Annotated in this window: 15 protein-coding genes; 12 read left to right on the plus strand and 3 right to left on the minus strand. The window is 36.8% G+C overall.

Translation table 11 applies throughout. The features are described from left to right. Positions 1–50: 50 nt before the first annotated feature. Complete coding sequence (locus LS67_RS04555; protein ID WP_138109609.1) at positions 51–695, plus strand: hypothetical protein; 645 nt, start codon at positions 51–53, stop codon at positions 693–695. Positions 696–1000: 305 nt separating this feature from the next. Here the strand turns inward: LS67_RS04555 and LS67_RS04560 are convergent, their stop codons facing one another. Both LS67_RS04560 and glmS read right to left on the minus strand, forming a co-directional pair. Then, positions 1001–2023 (minus strand): cytochrome-c peroxidase, encoded by a 1023-nt coding sequence (locus LS67_RS04560; RefSeq protein ID WP_034327248.1) that lies wholly within the window; start codon positions 2021–2023, stop codon positions 1001–1003. Positions 2024–2290: 267 nt separating this feature from the next. Next, positions 2291–4087, minus strand: a complete 1797-nt coding sequence (glmS, locus tag LS67_RS04565) for a glutamine--fructose-6-phosphate transaminase (isomerizing) (RefSeq protein ID WP_034327247.1) — start codon at positions 4085–4087, stop codon at positions 2291–2293. 107 nt (positions 4088–4194) lie between these two features. Between glmS and LS67_RS04570 the strand changes: the two genes are divergently transcribed. The 10 genes from LS67_RS04570 (at position 4195) to LS67_RS04610 (ending at position 14405) form a co-directional block, all read left to right on the plus strand. Continuing rightward, complete coding sequence (locus LS67_RS04570) at positions 4195–5040, plus strand: phospholipase A (protein ID WP_034327255.1); 846 nt, start codon at positions 4195–4197, stop codon at positions 5038–5040. 227 nt (positions 5041–5267) lie between these two features. After that, complete coding sequence (gene metE, locus LS67_RS04575) at positions 5268–7535, plus strand: 5-methyltetrahydropteroyltriglutamate--homocysteine S-methyltransferase (RefSeq protein WP_034327245.1); 2268 nt, start codon at positions 5268–5270, stop codon at positions 7533–7535. A 35-nt stretch (positions 7536–7570) separates the two neighbouring features. Then, positions 7571–8476 carry a methylenetetrahydrofolate reductase gene (locus LS67_RS04580; RefSeq protein ID WP_034327244.1) on the plus strand — a complete coding sequence of 302 codons (906 nt, stop codon included), beginning with the start codon at positions 7571–7573 and terminating at the stop codon, positions 8474–8476. An 80-nt stretch (positions 8477–8556) separates the two neighbouring features. Next, positions 8557–10275 carry a dihydroxy-acid dehydratase gene (gene ilvD / locus LS67_RS04585; protein ID WP_034327243.1) on the plus strand — a complete coding sequence of 573 codons (1719 nt, stop codon included), beginning with the start codon at positions 8557–8559 and terminating at the stop codon, positions 10273–10275. Positions 10276–10377: 102 nt separating this feature from the next. After that, positions 10378–11193 (plus strand): DNA-methyltransferase, encoded by an 816-nt coding sequence (locus LS67_RS04590; RefSeq protein WP_034327242.1) that lies wholly within the window; start codon positions 10378–10380, stop codon positions 11191–11193. Then, a complete protein-coding gene (locus LS67_RS04595) occupies positions 11184–11759 on the plus strand; it encodes an Hpy99I family type II restriction endonuclease (protein WP_034327240.1) in 576 nt (191 codons plus the stop codon). The genes LS67_RS04590 and LS67_RS04595 overlap by 10 nt, the downstream gene beginning before the upstream one ends. A 41-nt stretch (positions 11760–11800) precedes the next feature. Beyond that, positions 11801–11977, plus strand: coding sequence for a hypothetical protein (locus LS67_RS09590; protein WP_161594473.1), 177 nt, complete (start codon positions 11801–11803; stop codon positions 11975–11977). Positions 11978–11980: 3 nt separating this feature from the next. Then, positions 11981–12589 carry a hypothetical protein gene (locus LS67_RS04600; RefSeq protein WP_034327239.1) on the plus strand — a complete coding sequence of 203 codons (609 nt, stop codon included), beginning with the start codon at positions 11981–11983 and terminating at the stop codon, positions 12587–12589. 15 nt (positions 12590–12604) lie between these two features. Then, positions 12605–13228, plus strand: coding sequence for a hypothetical protein (locus LS67_RS04605; RefSeq protein WP_034327238.1), 624 nt, complete (start codon positions 12605–12607; stop codon positions 13226–13228). After that, positions 13218–14405, plus strand: coding sequence for an Eco57I restriction-modification methylase domain-containing protein (locus tag LS67_RS04610; RefSeq protein ID WP_034327237.1), 1188 nt, complete (start codon positions 13218–13220; stop codon positions 14403–14405). Before LS67_RS04605 ends, LS67_RS04610 begins: the two co-directional genes overlap by 11 nt. A gap of 524 nt (positions 14406–14929) precedes the next feature. Here the strand turns inward: LS67_RS04610 and LS67_RS04615 are convergent. Continuing rightward, complete coding sequence (locus tag LS67_RS04615) at positions 14930–15802, minus strand: BspA family leucine-rich repeat surface protein (RefSeq protein ID WP_052099869.1); 873 nt, start codon at positions 15800–15802, stop codon at positions 14930–14932. A gap of 435 nt (positions 15803–16237) precedes the next feature. Between LS67_RS04615 and cysK the strand changes: the two genes are divergently transcribed. Beyond that, positions 16238–17140 (plus strand): cysteine synthase A, encoded by a 903-nt coding sequence (gene cysK, locus LS67_RS04620; RefSeq protein ID WP_011115689.1) that lies wholly within the window; start codon positions 16238–16240, stop codon positions 17138–17140. Positions 17141–17211 lie beyond the last annotated feature (71 nt).

Consider the following 17211-nt stretch of genomic DNA (forward strand, 5'->3'; position numbering starts at 1 on the left):
CAAACCCACCCAAATGGTATAAAAATCTCGTAGGGCAAAAGAGAGAATAAATGAAAAAGCTTTTATATATGACAATGTGTGCCATAATGAGCGTGTTTATAAGCAGCTGCGGGGATTCTAAAGGAGATTCTAAAAATATAACATATAAATACCACCCAAAGGATAGGGCGGAACTTGTCAATCTTATCAATGATGAAAATGTGAATCTAAGCGAAATTGATACAAGCAAGGTTACAGACTTTAGTTTTTTGTTTGCACGTTTGGGTGAGGAGTGCGATGACACACTTGGGTGGCATAGAGAGGATTTACTCACTCCACATTTAGAAAAATGCAAAAATACAGGCATAAAGCGATTGGATAGCATTCACGCAATTAAGAAACAAATTTCAGACATTGATTCACAGATTCGCAAGATAGAATCTGTGCTTGAAAAAGAGGAGCAGTGCAGGAGTGATTTTGAATCTTTTATCGCGCCTAAGATTCAAGCGAAGATTAAATCCAAAGAGGGATTTTTTGATGAGCATAAAAGAGAGTATGTCAAAAGAAAAACTTTAAATGATAAGGAGAGAGCGCAAGTGCGTGATGAGGTTATTAAAGAAAATAAATCGTGTATTTTGATGGTATATATCGTGCTACCCATATTGGAGAATGTGATATTTTGGAGTTTAAGTAAAATTATTACTCACATATTCTAAAAATATCAAAGGATTTTATAGGGCAAGGATTCTAAGATTTTTGTTTTTTAGAATAGCGTTATTAAAGTGCTTTTTGTGAATCTAGCCTGTTTAGAATGTGTTTTGTTTGCAAAAATGAGTGTTTGTTTTGAATCTACTTTTGCTTGTGCTTTGATGAGGGTTTTGACTTATTTTATTATATGAGATTTACACAATTTTAGCATTCAAATTGTGATTGTAATTTGCCTATAAAAATGCTTGTGTAAGGATTATCGCCTCCCCCTAAGCCCTAAGGAGATTAGGGCTATAAGGTTAAGCGTTAAAGATTAGAGTTCAGGTTTTGGTGTTTTTTCTGTTGATACAGGAAGTTGAGGATAAGCAATGTTTGGTTTCTTGCCTGTAAGTGAGTGCAAAAACACCTCTATGCTTTGAGCTTCTTTGTCAGATATCTCAATGCCTAGCTGTGTGCTTCCCATTTCTTTGATAGCATCTGTGAGCGACCAAATCGCACCATTATGGAAATATGGAGCAGTTTCTGCAATATTTCTCAATGTAGGAGTTTTAACCATACCATTCTTATCGCCTTTAAAACCACCGAGTTTTGCGAATTTGTATTTTCCTGCTACCTCAAAAGCTTGCATTGAGCCACCGAGATTCACACCATTATGGCAAGCAGCACAACCCTTATCGATAAAGGTTTTAAGACCTGCTTGCTCCGCTTTATTGAGAGCTTGTCCATTCCCCTCTAAAAAGCTATCAAAGCGAGAAGGTGTAAGCAATGTGCGTTCAAAGTTTGCAATTGCATCAGCGATATTATCAAAAGTTACGCCACCATAAATTTTCTTAAACTCATTCACATATTCTGGCAAAGAAGAAACTTTCTCTACTGCTACTTTTGCAGGAGTTGCCATTTCTGGTTCTGCCTCAATTGGACCTTTTGCTTGGTCTGCTAAGTTTCCTGAGCGTCCGTCCCAAAATTGTGCTGTATTCAATACCGAGTTATACACGGTTGGTGAATTTAAATGTTTAGGATTAGCCTTCCATTTATGCCCCACAGCAGCTGCGATTCCATCAGCTCCACCTAAACCGAGATTATGGCAAGTATTACAAGAGATAATACCGCTTTTTGAAAGTCGTGGGTCAAAATAAAGCTTTTTGCCAAGCTCTGCTTTAGCTTGAGAAAAGGCACTTGCTTTGACTTTATTTTGCGCAAGGATTCTATCCACACCTTTTTGATCTTTTGGCAAAGGTGCTAGTCCTGCTTTTTTTGCCTCATTGATTAGGGGATTAGCACTAAGGGCAGATACAAGTAGAAACGAAGATGCTATAAACAATGCTGAAATTTTCATCTTGACTCCTTTTTTGTAGTTTTATTGCGAATGCCTTACAATGCTAGGACTATTCGACTTATTTTAAGCTTAAACTAATGGATAAAAAATATCAAAATATAAAACAAATACAATTTTACAATATTGAGATGTGATTAGCAGCGGATTGCAAAATATTGCGGCGCGGTGGGGTGAGCTTTAACATCTTATGTGTTTTTTGGGGTTCACACGCGCCTTTAAATTTTTACTAAAAGTGAGCGGGGGACTTTTTAAGCGAAATTTTAGAATCTACTCCACGGTTACGCTTTTAGCGAGATTACGTGGCATATCTACATCATTTCCTAATCTGATTGCTACTTCAAGTGCAAAAAGTTGAAGCACTACCATCATCGCAAAAAACTCCTCCATATAGCTTTGGCAAGGTGAGATAAGAATCATATCATCAACGCCTTTAATGGGTTGCGCACTTACTGCACAAATAGTTGCATCACGCGCACTTAGCTCTTCTACATTGCTTTTAATTTTATCAAAAAGTAAATGTGTAGGCATAAGAGCAAGGGTAAAAAGCTCAGAATCTGCTAGTGCAATAGGTCCGTGCTTCATTTCTCCGCTTGGGTAGCCTTCAGCGTGAAGATAGCTAATCTCTTTGAGCTTAAGCGCACCCTCAAGTGCGAGAGGATAAAACACATCTCGCCCGATAAAGAAAAATCCGTGTCCGTGTAAATATCGCTTTGATAGACGTTTAATGTGTTCGTGCATATCAGATTCTATATAAGTTTTTTTTGCCGAAGCTACCATTTGTGCGATATGCGTTTCTAGCTCTTTTTGTGCGATATGTCCGCGTATTTTGCCTATATACACGCTTAGAATCCACAGCAACATCATTTGCGTTGCAAATGCTTTTGTGCTTGCCACGCCTTTTTCAATTCCTGCACGAGTGAGGAGCGAGACATCGGCTTCACGCACAATAGAGCTATTATCCACATTGCAAATAGCGAGGCTTTTTAAGCCATTTTTCTTAGCAAGCTTGAGGGCTTCAAGCGTATCAGCAGTTTCACCACTTTGGGAGATGACAATAAAAAGCTCACTTTTATTCATCACAGGTTGAGAATAGCGAAATTCGCTTGCAATGAGCACATTTGTTTTTATTTTTGCCAAACGTTCAAAGAGGTATTTTGCACTTAATCCCGCGTGATAGCTTGTCCCACACGCACAAATGCTAATACTTTGTATATCATTAAAAAAGTGAGATTCTATTTCATTGAGGATAATATCTCCCTCACTCACGCGTCCCATCATAGTTTCAAGGAGAACTTTGTGTTGCTCATAGATTTCTTTCTCCATAAAGTAGCGATACCCTTCTTTTTGTGCGTAGCCTTTGGTGCTATTTAGTTTTTTTGCACCTTTGAGTGTGTCAAATGCGCCAAGTTTCATCACGCCTATATCGCCATCTTGCAAATATACTACACTCTCTACAAGCCCAATGAGAGGCGCGTCCGAACTTGCAAAATAAATTTCATCTTGCTTTGTCGCGCTTTTGCCAATGATAAGCGGTGAGCCATTTTTGGCATAAAAAATACAATCGGGTGCTTTTTTGGTAATAAGCAAAATGGCAAAAGCACCTTTAAGTTGCGCAATAGTTGCTTCAAAAGCTTGGAGAGCATCTGCAAAAGTCTTTGTATATTCTTCAAATAAATGCACAATCACTTCGGTATCAGTTTGCGAGAGAAAAGTATGTCCTTTTTGTTCCAAAGCGTGTTTAATTTCTTGATAATTTTCAATAATGCCATTATGCACAACATTGCTAAAAGCGGCGATATGAGGGTGGGCATTTGCTTCGGTAGGTTTGCCGTGCGTAGCCCAACGCGTATGCCCGATACTCACGCCAAAATCTGTGGAGCTAAAATTTTTGCATTTAGATTCTAAATTGCTTAATTTTCCAACAGAGCGAAAAGTTTGCAATTCATTTTCGCTTAATACCGCAATTCCTGCACTATCGTAACCACGATATTCTAGCTCCTTTAAGCCATTTAAAAGAATCTCTTTTTTTTCATCTCGACCAATATAGCCTACAATACCGCACATTAGCTCTCCTTTGAAAATTAATATATTTTTTGCATATTTTACTATAAAATTATTCACGCGTTATCACACGATTTAGAATCTATGCTATATTGAGGAGAGGAATGATTATGAATAAATGGTGTATGTTGTATTTATCTGTGGGATTAAGCGGTGTGTTTGCAGATTCACTGCCTAATTTACCCGAAGAGAAACAAAACAAAAAACCTTATCTTTTGCTCTATCCGCATAAAGCAGTATATATTTTGCCTTTTTATCATAGTTTGAGTGAGTCTACTCCTAGTGAATCTAGTTTGCCAAATAAAGATACAGAAACCAAATTTCAATTTAGCTTTAAGCTTGCTGTGTTTAATGAGCTTTTCTCACCTTATGGGACATTTTATTTTGGCTATACGCAAACAGCGTGGTTTCAAAATTATAATCAAGCAGATTCGCGTCCTTTTAGAGATATAGATTATCAACCTGAATTATTTTATAGCTATGAGCGTCCTATAAGCTTTTTGGGCGGTGCTTTTAAGGATATTTCTTTTGGATACAATCATATTTCAAATGGTGAGAGAGCATTGCGCTCACGCACCCAAAATCGTCTTTTACTCAATATGCGATGGGAGTATGACATAGCACCACAAAGTGTATTTGGTATTAAGCTAGGTGCGTGGGTGTATATAGGCAAACATCTTGATGGTTTTATGGCAGATAATCCTGATTTAGCCCTTTATCGTGGGTATAATGATATAGGATTGTATTACAAGAGTAATCGTAATTTGCTTGAATTATATATGCGTCCGCCTATTGCACGGAGGTATTATCCTTATTTTGAGTTGGGCTATACACTGCGTGTGAGTGATAATATAGGGATTTATGTTCAATATATAAATGGATATGGGGATAATATATTTGAATACAATATCAAAAGTGAGCGCGTGGGCGTTGGTTTTCGCTTATGGAATAAGTGATAGGTAAAATATAGAATTTCATTCATTTTTCAACAAAAAAATAAAATTACATATTGTATTTGTTACTTTTTGTATCTTTTGTAAAATGCTTATATCAAGGGCTTTGGAGCAGTTTTGGCGCACTAGATTCTCTAAAAATCTCAACAAAAAAATAAAATTACATATTGTATTTATAAATTTTATGCGAAAATACTGAAATTTTAACCAAAACATACAAAGGAGATGTGATGAGTAGCATTTTAGGATTCCCACGCATTGGGCAAAATAGAGAGTTAAAAAAGTCCCTTGAGGCTTTTTGGGGCGGTAAATGTAGTCAGAGCGAGCTAGAGGGCGTTGCTAAGGATTTACGTAAAAAGCATTGGAATATGCAAAAATCCCTTGATTATGTGTGCGTGAATGACTTTAGCTACTATGATAATGTGCTTGATCTTGCCTATGCACTTGGCTGCAAACCCGCTAGATTCAGGCATCTAAGTGGCTTAGATGGGTATTTTGCAATGGCGCGTGGGCATAAAGACGGCGTGGCGTGCGAGATGACGAAGTGGTTTAACACAAATTATCACTATGTCGTGCCAGAGCTTAGTATCGATGATGAGTATAAGGCTGATGCGAATGGTATTATCGCGCAATACAATGAGGCAAAGGCACTTAGCTTTAAGCCAAAGATTCAGTTAATCGGCGTTTTCACGCTCTTTGCGTTGAGTAAGGTTATTAAGGGAGAGCCAAAGGAGGTTTTTCACAAGCTTAAGAGTGCGTATTTTGACTTAATCGAGCAAATCGCAAAGATAGATTCAGAAGTGCTTGTAGAATTTAGTGAGCCTATTTTTGTGCGTGGATTCAATGCAGATATCTTTGGGCTAGAATGTCAGCAGGGTGGAAGTGCGATTGAGTGTGTTTATAATAACATCGCTAAAAAGGGCATTAAAGCTATTGTAAGCACATTTTTTGAGCATAGTAATGAGCTTACAGAAATTTTATTAAAAACTGATATTTATGGCATAGGGCTTGATTTTGTCGCTGGGGCAAAGAATAAAGAGGTTTTGGAATCTATTGCAAAAAGTGATAAAGTGCTGTATGCAGGGGTGATTGATGGACGTAATATTTGGGTAGCGGATTTAGAATCTAAACTCGCGCTTTTAGAATCTATCGCGGGTATTGTGCCTAAAAATCGTATTGTGGTAACTAGCTCCTGTTCGCTTTTGCATACGCCCTTTAGCAAGGAGGGAGAGGATAAAATAGATTCTCAAATCCTTTCTTGGCTAAGTTTTGCAAAAGAAAAAATCGATGAATTGCTCGTGCTTGAGCACATTTTTCAAGGCACACAAAGTGCGAGTGATAGTGCATTTTTGGAGCGAAATAAGTCCATTAATATTTCGCGTAAAACTTCGAGCAAGACGAATAACAGGGCTGTGAGAGAGCGTGTCCAAAATCACACACAAAATCAAAGAAGTGTGCCATTTGCGCAGCGCATTAAGCTTCAAAAAGAGCAGTTTAATTTTCCTATCCTACCTACAACTACAATTGGTTCTTTTCCTCAAACACCTGAACTTAGAGCATTGCGTCTTAATTACAAAAAAGGCGAGATAAATAAGGCGCAATATGAAGAGGGTATAAAAACTTATATTAGAGATTGTGTGAAGTTCCAAGAAGAAATTGGCATTGATGTGCTTGTGCACGGAGAGCCGGAGCGAAATGATATGGTGGAGTATTTTGGCGAGCAATTAGAAGGATTTGTGTTTAGTCAAAATGCGTGGGTGCAAAGCTATGGCAGTCGCTGTGTAAAACCACCGATTATTTTTGGTGATGTGGCTCGTCCAAAGCCTATGACATTAGAGTGGAGTAAATTTGCGCAAAGCCTCACCCAAAAGGTGATGAAAGGAATGCTCACAGGTCCTGTTACAATTTTAAATTGGAGTTTTGTGCGAGATGACTTAGAGAGAAGTGCGGTGTGTAGGCAAATATCTCTAGCTATTGCTGATGAAATTGATGATTTGCAAAAGGGTGGAATTAAAATCATTCAAGTTGATGAAGCTGCTTTCAAAGAGGGGTATCCATTGCGTAGCGAAAATATCAAAGCGTATGAGACTTGGGCATTAGAGTGCTTTAAGATTTCTACCGCAGTAGCACTTCCTCAAACCCAGATTCATACCCATATGTGTTATAGTGAGTTTAATGATATTATTAAAACCATTGAAGCCCTTGATGCTGATGTGATAAGCATTGAAACAGCAAGAAGTGGCAATGAGCTATTAAAAGTCTTTAAACAAGTGGGTTATACACACGAAGTAGGACCGGGTGTATATGATATACATAGTCCTAGAATCCCAAGTGTGGAGGAACTTAATGTGCAAATTAAGGCTTTGCTTGAAGTATTGCCTAAAGAGCAGCTATGGATTAATCCAGATTGTGGGCTTAAAACGCGCAAATGGGAAGAAGTAAAGCCAAGTTTGAAAAACATTGTAGAAGCTGTTAAGAGTGTGCGAGCAGCTTTATAAGTGTGAAATAGATTCTATGATAATGGTAAATAGATATGTATGACATAGAATCCCTCATAGAGCAACTTCACTCTACAGAGCCTTTTTTGAGTGTAGAGATTGCTCCAAGTATAAGTGGTAGGCTTGATGAGAATTTACTAGAAGATTTAAAAACACTTAAACTTGCTCATGCTTTTGTTTGCACAGATTCGCCTTTAGCTCGTTTTAAACCTTCATCAATCTTAAGTTCTCTTAAGTTTCAAAATGCACTCCAAAAGCCTGTTATTTGCACAATTTCAATGAGAGATAGGAACTCTATCGCTTTATGTGGCGATATTTTAAGTGTTAATGAGTTAGGATTGCGCACTTTTTTGACACTCACAGGCGATAGCATTAAAAATGGAGATTGCCTACAATCAAAGGGTGTGTTTGAGGATAATTCTCTTAAACTCGGACATATCATTGATGAGTTAAATTGTGGTAGAGCACTCAATGGCAAGTCTCTTAAAGAAAACATTAAAAGAATCTATAATTTTCAAGTGATAAATGCGTATGCGAATAATCCTTTATCGCTAAAAAATAAAATGCGTAAAAAATTAAGCAGTTGCGAGATTCACGCTCTTTTTACACAGCCTGTTTATTCTCTTAATGCAGCGGAATTTTTACTCCAAAACCTTGAAGAGATTAAGAGTGAATGTAATATCAAAAGCGCACTTGTGCTTGGATTTTTTCCTGTTTTAAGCTACAAAACGGCACTTTTTTTGCGCGATAAGCTTCCGGGTGTATATATACCAAATGAATGGGTGCAAAAACTAGAAAAAGCTCATAATAAAGGTAAAGATGAGGAAAATAAGGTAGGGCTAGAGATTTCTCATTCTTTGTTTATGGAACTTAAAAGTGTGCATAATAAATTTCACTTTATGAGTGCAAATAAGCCAAGCTTGGTAAAGGAATTTGCATAAAGCTTTGATTCTTTATTGATTTATGATATTTTCAAAGATTTCACTTATAATGGCATTTTAGAAAACTCTAAAGGAGATTTATGCGAAGCAACATTGTGAAAAAGGGCTATCAAAGAGCCCCTCATAGAAGTTTATTGCGTGCCACAGGGCTAAAAGATGAAGATTTTAATAAACCCTTTATCGGCATTGCAAATAGTTATATTGACATTATTCCCGGGCATTTTTTTTTAAACCGCTATGCGCAGATTATCAAAGAGGAGATTCGCGCTGCTGGGGGCGTGCCTTTTGAATTTAATACCATTGGCGTAGATGATGGCATCGCAATGGGGCATAGCGGTATGCTCTACTCTTTGCCTAGTCGTGAGCTGATTGCAGATTCTATTGAAACAATGATGAACGCGCACTCGCTAGATGCGATGATTTGTATCCCAAACTGCGATAAAATCGTGCCCGGAATGCTTATGGGTGCGTTGCGCGTGAATGTGCCGACAATCTTTGTGAGTGGTGGTCCAATGAAAGCCGGGAAGCTAGAGGACGGCACAATTTTGGATTTAAATTCTGCTTTTGAAGCGGTGGGAGCATTCGCAGAAGGCAAGATTAGCGAAAAAAGGCTACACGAGATAGAATGCAATGCGTGTCCGGGCGGTGGGAGCTGTAGTGGAATGTTTACTGCAAACTCTATGAATACGCTTTGTGAGGCGATGGGGGTTGCGCTGCCGGGAAATGGCACGATTTTAGCCTTAAGCAAGGAGCGTGAGGAGCTTTTACGCAAAGCGGCGCGTAGAATTGTAGAAATCGCCCTAGATGAACGTAAAACCGAGCAGTTTAGATTCCGCAATATCCTCAATAAAAAGGCTGTGCATAATGCCTTTGTCGTGGATATGGCAATGGGTGGTAGCACAAACACAATCTTGCATATGTTAGCTATTGCTAAAGAGGCGGAGGTGGATTTCAACTTAGATTCTATCAATGCCATTGCCCCTCAAGTAGCGCATATCGCTAAAATTGCTCCGGCATTAAGCACAATCCATATGGAAGACATCAATCGCGCGGGGGGTGTGTCGGCAGTAATGAATGAAGTTGCAAAAAGAAATACGTCTTTGGGCAGTCATTCCGCAGATTCTATTCTCTATTTAGACGCACTCACAATTACAGGCGAGACTTTGGGAGAACGCATTGCAAACGCACAGATTGTAGATTCTAGCGTTATCCGACACAATGAAAACGCGTATTCGCCGGTAGGTGGGCTAAAGATTCTTTATGGTAATTTAGCGCGTGAAGGAGCGGTGCTCAAGGTCGCCGCAGTGGCAGAATCTATGAAAGAATTTGAGGGAAGTGCGGTGTGCTTTAATTCGCAAGAGGAAGCGATTAAAGGCATTGCGGGAGGCAAGGTAAAAGCGGGGAATGTCGTAGTAATCCGCTATGAGGGACCCAAAGGTGGACCGGGAATGCAAGAAATGCTCACTCCCACAAGCCTCATTATGGGAATGGGACTTGGTGAATCTGTCGCACTCATTACCGATGGACGCTTTAGTGGTGCGACAAGGGGAGGCTGTATCGGGCATATTAGCCCAGAAGCAGCAGAAGGAGGATTAATCGCGCTGATTGAAGACGGAGATAGAATTGCGATTTCTGTTTCAAAAGGCACTTTAGAATTGCTCGTGGATTCCGCTGTTTTAGAATCTCGCCGTGCAAAATGGAAGCCTATCAAAAAGGAGATTCCAAGCAAATGGTTGCGCCGCTATGCGCTGCTTGTGAGCAATGCGGCAAATGGCGCAGTATTGAAGACGGAGCTGTGAGATGTATTGATTTTTTGATGTTGCAAATATTAATATATTTTTTGCAAGATATATATCATGGCAAAATCATGAATATGTTACGATGGGGCGAAAAGGATAAAAATGACACAGGTAACCTACAAAAACCATAATCATTTATTGAATAAATTTTATGTAGATGATTGTGTGCATTTTATGCAAAATAATGTAAGCGACAATTGTGTTGATTTGATTGTAACATCTCCGCCCTATGATGATTTGAGAGATTACAATGGATACAACTTCGATTTTAAAAATATTGCCAATGAAATTTTTAGAATTACAAAAAATGGCGGCGTTGTTGTTTGGGTCGTGGGAGATAAAATCAAAAATGGCAATAAAAGTCTAACAAGTTTCAAGCAGGCTTTATATTTTCAAGAAATCGGTTTCAATGTACATGATACAATGATATATGCAAAAAAGAATACACCCTTTATGCGTTCTAATGCTTATACAAATAATCATGAATATATGTTTGTATTTTCCAAAGGAAAACCAAAGTCCTTTAACCCACTCAAAGAAGAAACGGTAAGAAGTGGTTTTGAAATGTTAGTGGCAAATAAAAAATCAGATGGCAAAAACAATAAGGTTCTTAAAGAGTTAAAAAAAGAAAAAACAAGAACAAATATTTGGTATTATGCTGTAGGACTTGGAGGAACGACGAGCGACAAAGAAGCCTTTCAGCACCCCGCTGTATATCCCGAGCAGCTCGCTCTTGACCATATTCTATCGTGGAGTAATGAAGGAGATGTTGTATTTGACCCGATGTGTGGCTCTGGTACGACATGTAAAATGGCTTTTTTAGCCAAAAGAAATTTTATAGGAGTAGACATAAGCCAAGAATATATCGAAATGGCAAGAAAAAGATTAGATAAATATAGGAATATCCTATGTGTTTAAAAATTGATACTTTTGTGATTGCGAATAAACAAGTTGATAATATAGCAAAAAATTCTGTGGGTGTTGTTAAGGCTCTTAATGGAAACTTTGCAATGGTTTTATTTATAGGTGTTAATGAGATTAAGAAAATGAGATATGAAGATTTAGAATCTATTGATATTTATAAAACAGGAAAGGGATTTGATGTTAAAATTTGTAATATTTGTCATATCTTAAAAAACACCAGTAGTTTTGAGGTAAATCAAACCGATGCAAAAGGTAATAAAACAACAAGACCGAGTTGCAGAGAATGTAGAAAGCAAATTGATGGCATCAAGCTTTCTGCTGCTGAAAAGAAACGAATGGACAAACTTGCGCCACCAAAAGGCAGTGTTTTTACATGTCCAATTTGTGAAAAAAGAAGCATTGTAGGAATTACGGCAAATCTTGTTCGAGACCATAATCATGAAACGGGCGAGGGCAGAGAATGGATATGTGATAGTTGCAATACCGGACTTGGTCGATTTAAAGATAATCCAAAATTTTTAGAAAAAGTAATAGAATATTTGAGGCAATATGAAAAATAATGTGCGAAGCCTAGAGAATTGTGTATTAGATTCTAGCTTTAATGACATTGGCGATAAGGCTGGACAAAGGATTTAATTATGAAACAGACTTTAGTTTTTGGAATCACGCAATGCAAATAGAAGTCTATCAAAAAGAGATTCCAAGCAAATGGTTGCGCCGCTATGCGCTGCTTGTGAGCAACGCCGCAAATGGCGCGGTGCTGAGGACGGAGATGTGAGGAATGACAACAAATAAAAAATTTAAAGGGTGTGAGGAAAATGATTATATAACTTCATATGGAAGCGCAATTTGTTTTTGGTCGTTAGCTAGAATCTACACTCAAATATATGAGGCAACACGAAGTATAACTCCATTTGAGCTTTTTGCATCAGCTACTAATTATGGTTTAGCTATTGAACTACTACTGAAAACTATTATTTCAGGAGAAAGTGGAAAGAAGCCAAATAAAACACATGATTTGTATAGACTATTTGAAAAAATAGACAAAGATACTCAAGATGCAATTTGTAAAAAATATGATTTTTATATTTATGGCAATAAAAAATCAGAGTTATTTCTTCGGGGTGTTACCTCTGAAAACTCAAAAGAAAAATTTAATAACTCTACATCACCTAATAAAAAAAGAGAAAAAGATATAAAAAGTCTTTTGGCAAACAATCAAGACATTTTTGCTCAATTTAGATATATGAGTGAAAGGGCACGAACAGAGGAGGTGGAGTATTTTTACTTTGAATATGGCTATTTTGATGTATTGTGCGAAGTTCTAATTGAAATTATACAAGAAAGATTGGCTGCAGAGAATGTAGATAGACAGCAGAATCAAGTTTGAGGATAAAGAAATAAAATGAGTCAAGTTATACCACATTTGCTTATTCAAATTGTAGATTTTTTGAAAAAGTCTCCTGTTGCCTTAAGCAAACAAAGCCGAGATGGTAGGATAAATTCTGCCTTTAATGAAGATGAAATTTTTAAACGCTTAGAAACAAATTTTGCAATAAATCGCCCAAATATGCGCGATTGGGTAGATTTTAGCTTTGAGGAAAATAATATTTTTTATCCTGTCAACATCAAAGTAAGCACAACAAAAACCACTGATAATCTTAATTGCAAACTTGGAATCTATTATGCCTTAACAGGCAAGATTCAACCTTTTGGTAATGGTGTAAGCTGGGATTGCTACTTCAAAAGTCTTAAAGAAAATATACAGAAAAATTCAAAAGATTATTATTTTTTGATTATCAATAAAGATAATTCTAGTGATGTATTTGCTACTTCTTTAAAAAACTTAGAATCTATCTTGCCAAATGGCAATAATCTCCCCTTTCAAGCAAAATGGGACAATAATCGCAAACTGATAAATAGAGATTTTGAAAGTGCAAAAGCCTTTTTGCTTGGAACTTTTGAAGAATCTTTAAAATTAAGAGCTGATGCTTACCTCCATTTTAAGAAGTATTTTTATGAATCTTGATGTAGTAAATTTGGGACAAGTTTTCACCCCGCCGCATATCGTAAGTGATATGTTAAATCTTATCCAAAGCACTACAAGGCTAGAAAATCCGCGATTCTTAGAGCCAAGTTGTGGAAATGGAGCATTTTTTAAAAATTTACCCAGCAATAAAGTAGGCATAGAGTTAGATTCTAAAGTAGTTTGTGATAAATCTGTATTGAAAGTTGATTTTTTTAGTTATCCTGTGAGTGAAAAATTTGATTGTATTATTGGCAACCCTCCTTATGTGCGTTATCAAGATATTTTAGATTCTACGAAATTCCTTTTAAATGCTTATAAGAATATCTTTGATTCTCGTTCGAATTTGTATTTATTTTTTATCTATAAATGTATCTTGCATTTAAAAGATAAGGGGGAGCTAATTTTTATCACGCCTAGAGATTTTCTAAAAAGCACTGCAAGCATAAAACTCAATGAGTTTTTATTCTCGCAAGGTAGCATAACAAATTTTATAGATTTGGGAGATAAAAAGATTTTTAACAAGGCTCAACCAAATTGTGCGATATGGAGGTTTGAAAAAGGTAATTTTGGGAGAAAAACCCAATGTTTGAGGGAATTTAGTTGTATCAATGGACAGATTCTTTTTACTAAAAAATCTTATAGTATTCCTTTTAGCTCATTGTTTTTTGTGAAAGTTGGAGCAGTAAGTGGGGCAGATACTATTTTTGCAAATCAACAATGGGGTAATGTAGAATTTGTGAACTCTACCACTGCAAAAAGTGGTAAAACAAAAAGAATGATTTATGGAGAACGCGCAAAAGATTGTGTGTATTTGCAAGAATTTAAGCAAAAATTATTGCAAAGAAAAATTAAAAAATTTGATGAAAGTAATTGGTGGCAATGGGGCAGAGATTATTATAAGAGTGATATACCACGCATTTATGTTAATACCAAAACTCGCAATAAAAAACCTTTTTTTATCCATTCCTGTAATGCTTATGATGGCTCTATTTTGGCGATTTTTCCAAAATTTGAAGTGGATTCTAAGAACTTACAAGATTTGTGCGAGAGGCTCAATAATATAGATTGGGAGGAGCTAGGATTTGTATGTGATGGACGATTTTTATTTTCCCAAAGAAGCCTAGAGAATTGTATGTTAGATACTAGCTTTAAAGATATTTGTAGTAAAGCAGAGTAAGGGTTTTTAAGACAAAATGGATTTTATTTGGAATCTCAAAAGGAGATTAAAAGCAAATGGCGCGGTTTTAAAAACAGAGCTGTAAAGTTTGAGAATACAAAATTCTCAAACTTTTGTTGATTCTGCTTTATTTGCTATGAAATTTTTATCATTTGTCTTCAATACCAGCTAGGGAGTGTTTCAAGGCTTAAAGCATTATCAAACATACAAGCTGTGTTTGCAATTTTTGATACCTGCCAAGATTCTAAAGATTAGGAGTAAATGACATTGGCAGATTCTCATATCATTTGCCATAATAAAACGCGTATTTTTCCTTTGATGGGCTAAACCCACTTTTTGCAAAGGGATTATACTTAGTTCTTATCTGCTATTTTCTTATACCACTTGGGCGGATTCTCTTCTAAAGGTGTTCCCTCAAACATACCCTCTACACCACGGCAATCACTTTTCACCTGCCATTTATCAAGGTTTTTATCTCTGGTGAGATACCAAAAATCTTTTTCTATCTTGGCTGATGTGTGCCACTAATTTTTTTTGAGTAAGCCATCTTCTGTGGTAACAAACCATTTTGGTTTCTTATCTTCACCATCAATAGGCGAAAAAGCAACAAATTTGAACCAATAGCCTATCTTACATCCCTCTGGCAATTTGTCTCCCCACGAATCTAGATTTTGATTGAATTTTTTAGCGTTCCAAAACATCAGATATATATCTTTTGCCTTGCATAAATTCCATTTATCTAAGGGTTGATTGAATTTTTTAGCGTGGGCAAACATATTGGCTGCATATTCTACATTGCTCACATCCCATTTTTCTAAGGGCTGATTAAACTGACTGGCACCTTCAAACATTCCCCACATATCTTTTACCTTTGAGACATTCCAAGATTCTAAAGGTTGATTGAATCTAATGGCACAATGAAACATAAAACGCATATCTTCTACATTGCTCACATCCCACGAGCTAATATCGTGATTGAAATGCCTTGCCTCCACAAAGCAAAATGACATATCCTTGATATGCGAGACATTCCACTTTTCTATCCCGCTAAAATCTTTTCTCTTGGATTTATCAAAGAGATTTGTAAAGTCGCTCACTCCGCTGACATCAATATCACCTAGATAAATGCTTTCATCTTTGATAAGCTTTTTGAGTGCTGCCTTTGTCTTTGGCTGATAAGTTACACCTTTGCTTTGGGAGGTTTTAGGCGTGAAAAGTGAATCAAATGCCTTTGCCTTGTCTTTTGCCTTTGTGAGCTTTTTTAGAATCTGCAAAAGAGCATATTCTTCAGTGTCTTTGGCACTTCGCCCCGCATACACGGCACTATCATCCCAATACTCCTGCTCTAAATCGCTGACATAAGCTTCTAGCTCGCTGATTTTTTCTTTATCTATCACCGCACCTTTTTCAAAAAGTGTGAGGACTTTTGCTTTTAAGGATTCTAATCCTTTTTTGGTGTGGCTATACAGCTTTCAAGCACTTCAACTAGCTCTTTATTTAAATTTTTCATTGTGTCTCCTTTTTATTTTGTCCGCGCATTATATTGTTTTTTTTGTAAAGCAAGATTGTATATTCAATCATAATAAATTGTATTAGCTCAAAGTGTTAAATTCACCATTTAAATCTTTTTAGATATTCATTTTTTGCACTTCAATATCTTGCTTTTTAGAATCTGCTGCTTGAAGCGGAGTAAAGAATTGATATATCACATAAATAACAAAAAAATAAGAGAAGAAAATTTGCATTATTTTCCTTGATTTTTTTATAAAAAATTGCTATATTCTAAGCTTTAAATACCAAATTCACGCTTAAATGCGCACAAAGGATTTTCAATGATAGCTCAAAATATTACCGAACTCATTGGCAACACTCCGATTTTACAACTTCAGCAATTTGCTCCAAATCTTTATGGCAAATGCGAGTTTTTAAACCCAAGCCATTCTGTTAAAGACCGCCCCGCATATGCAATGATAGATGAGGCTCTAAAGACAGGCAAAATCACAAAAGATACAACTATTGTAGAATGCACAAGCGGCAATATGGGCATATCTCTCGCTATGATTTGTGCTTCTCTTGGATTAAAAATCATCATCACTATGCCAGAATCTATGAGCATAGAAAGACGCAAGATGATAGCTTTGTTTGGTGCGAATCTTGTGCTTACTCCTGCAAGTGAGGGTATGCAAGGTGCGCTCAATAAGGCTCAAGAAATTTTAGATTCCACACCAAACTCATTTATGCCAAGTCAATTTGATAATCTCGCTAACAAAGAAATGCACAAACGCACTACCGCACTAGAGATTTATAAAAGCTTTGAGGGAAGTTTGGATTATTTTGTGGCAGGATTTGGCACAGGTGGGACAATTAGCGGTGTAGGCGAAGTGCTTAAAGAGAAGATTCCATCTATTAAAATTATTGGTGTAGAGCCTGCTGCTTCACCACTGCTTAGCAAAGGACAAGCGGGACCACATAAGATTCAAGGCATTGGCGCGAACTTTATCCCTAAAATCCTTAATCGCGATGTGATAGATTCTATTGAAGTTGTAGAAAATGAAGTCGCTATTAAAATGGCTCAAAATTTAGGAAAAATCGGCGTAATGGTTGGAATTTCTAGTGGCGCAAATGTCGCAGCTGCACTTGAAATTGCCAAAAACAATCCAAATAAAAAAGTGCTTACTATGCTTAATGACACAGCGGAGCGATACCTTTCAACGGATTTGTTTAACACGCTTTGATGAAAATCAATCATATAGATTGCTTTAATTATAATGCTAAGAATTTAATCTCAATTAAAATGATTGAAATT

The sequence above is a fragment of the Helicobacter sp. MIT 03-1616 genome, assembly GCF_000765685.2.
Taxonomy (GTDB): domain Bacteria; phylum Campylobacterota; class Campylobacteria; order Campylobacterales; family Helicobacteraceae; genus Helicobacter_C; species Helicobacter_C typhlonius.

Excerpts from the sequence above, each read along its gene's own strand:
- ilvD (WP_034327243.1), top strand. The coding sequence starts at position 8,557 with ATGCGAAGCAACATTGTGAAAAAGGGCTATCAAAGAGCCCCTCATAGA.
- metE (WP_034327245.1), top strand. The coding sequence starts at position 5,268 with ATGAGTAGCATTTTAGGATTCCCACGCATTGGGCAAAATAGAGAGTTA.
- LS67_RS04580 (WP_034327244.1), top strand. The coding sequence starts at position 7,571 with ATGTATGACATAGAATCCCTCATAGAGCAACTTCACTCTACAGAGCCT.
- LS67_RS04595 (WP_034327240.1), top strand. The coding sequence starts at position 11,184 with ATGTGTTTAAAAATTGATACTTTTGTGATTGCGAATAAACAAGTTGAT.
- LS67_RS04560 (WP_034327248.1), bottom strand. The coding sequence starts at position 2,023 with ATGAAAATTTCAGCATTGTTTATAGCATCTTCGTTTCTACTTGTATCT.
- glmS (WP_034327247.1), bottom strand. The coding sequence starts at position 4,087 with ATGTGCGGTATTGTAGGCTATATTGGTCGAGATGAAAAAAAAGAGATT.
- LS67_RS04590 (WP_034327242.1), top strand. The coding sequence starts at position 10,378 with ATGACACAGGTAACCTACAAAAACCATAATCATTTATTGAATAAATTT.
- LS67_RS04570 (WP_034327255.1), top strand. The coding sequence starts at position 4,195 with ATGAATAAATGGTGTATGTTGTATTTATCTGTGGGATTAAGCGGTGTG.
- LS67_RS04600 (WP_034327239.1), top strand. The coding sequence starts at position 11,981 with ATGACAACAAATAAAAAATTTAAAGGGTGTGAGGAAAATGATTATATA.
- LS67_RS04605 (WP_034327238.1), top strand. The coding sequence starts at position 12,605 with ATGAGTCAAGTTATACCACATTTGCTTATTCAAATTGTAGATTTTTTG.
- LS67_RS04555 (WP_138109609.1), top strand. The coding sequence starts at position 51 with ATGAAAAAGCTTTTATATATGACAATGTGTGCCATAATGAGCGTGTTT.
- LS67_RS09590 (WP_161594473.1), top strand. The coding sequence starts at position 11,801 with ATGACATTGGCGATAAGGCTGGACAAAGGATTTAATTATGAAACAGAC.
- cysK (WP_011115689.1), top strand. The coding sequence starts at position 16,238 with ATGATAGCTCAAAATATTACCGAACTCATTGGCAACACTCCGATTTTA.
- LS67_RS04610 (WP_034327237.1), top strand. The coding sequence starts at position 13,218 with ATGAATCTTGATGTAGTAAATTTGGGACAAGTTTTCACCCCGCCGCAT.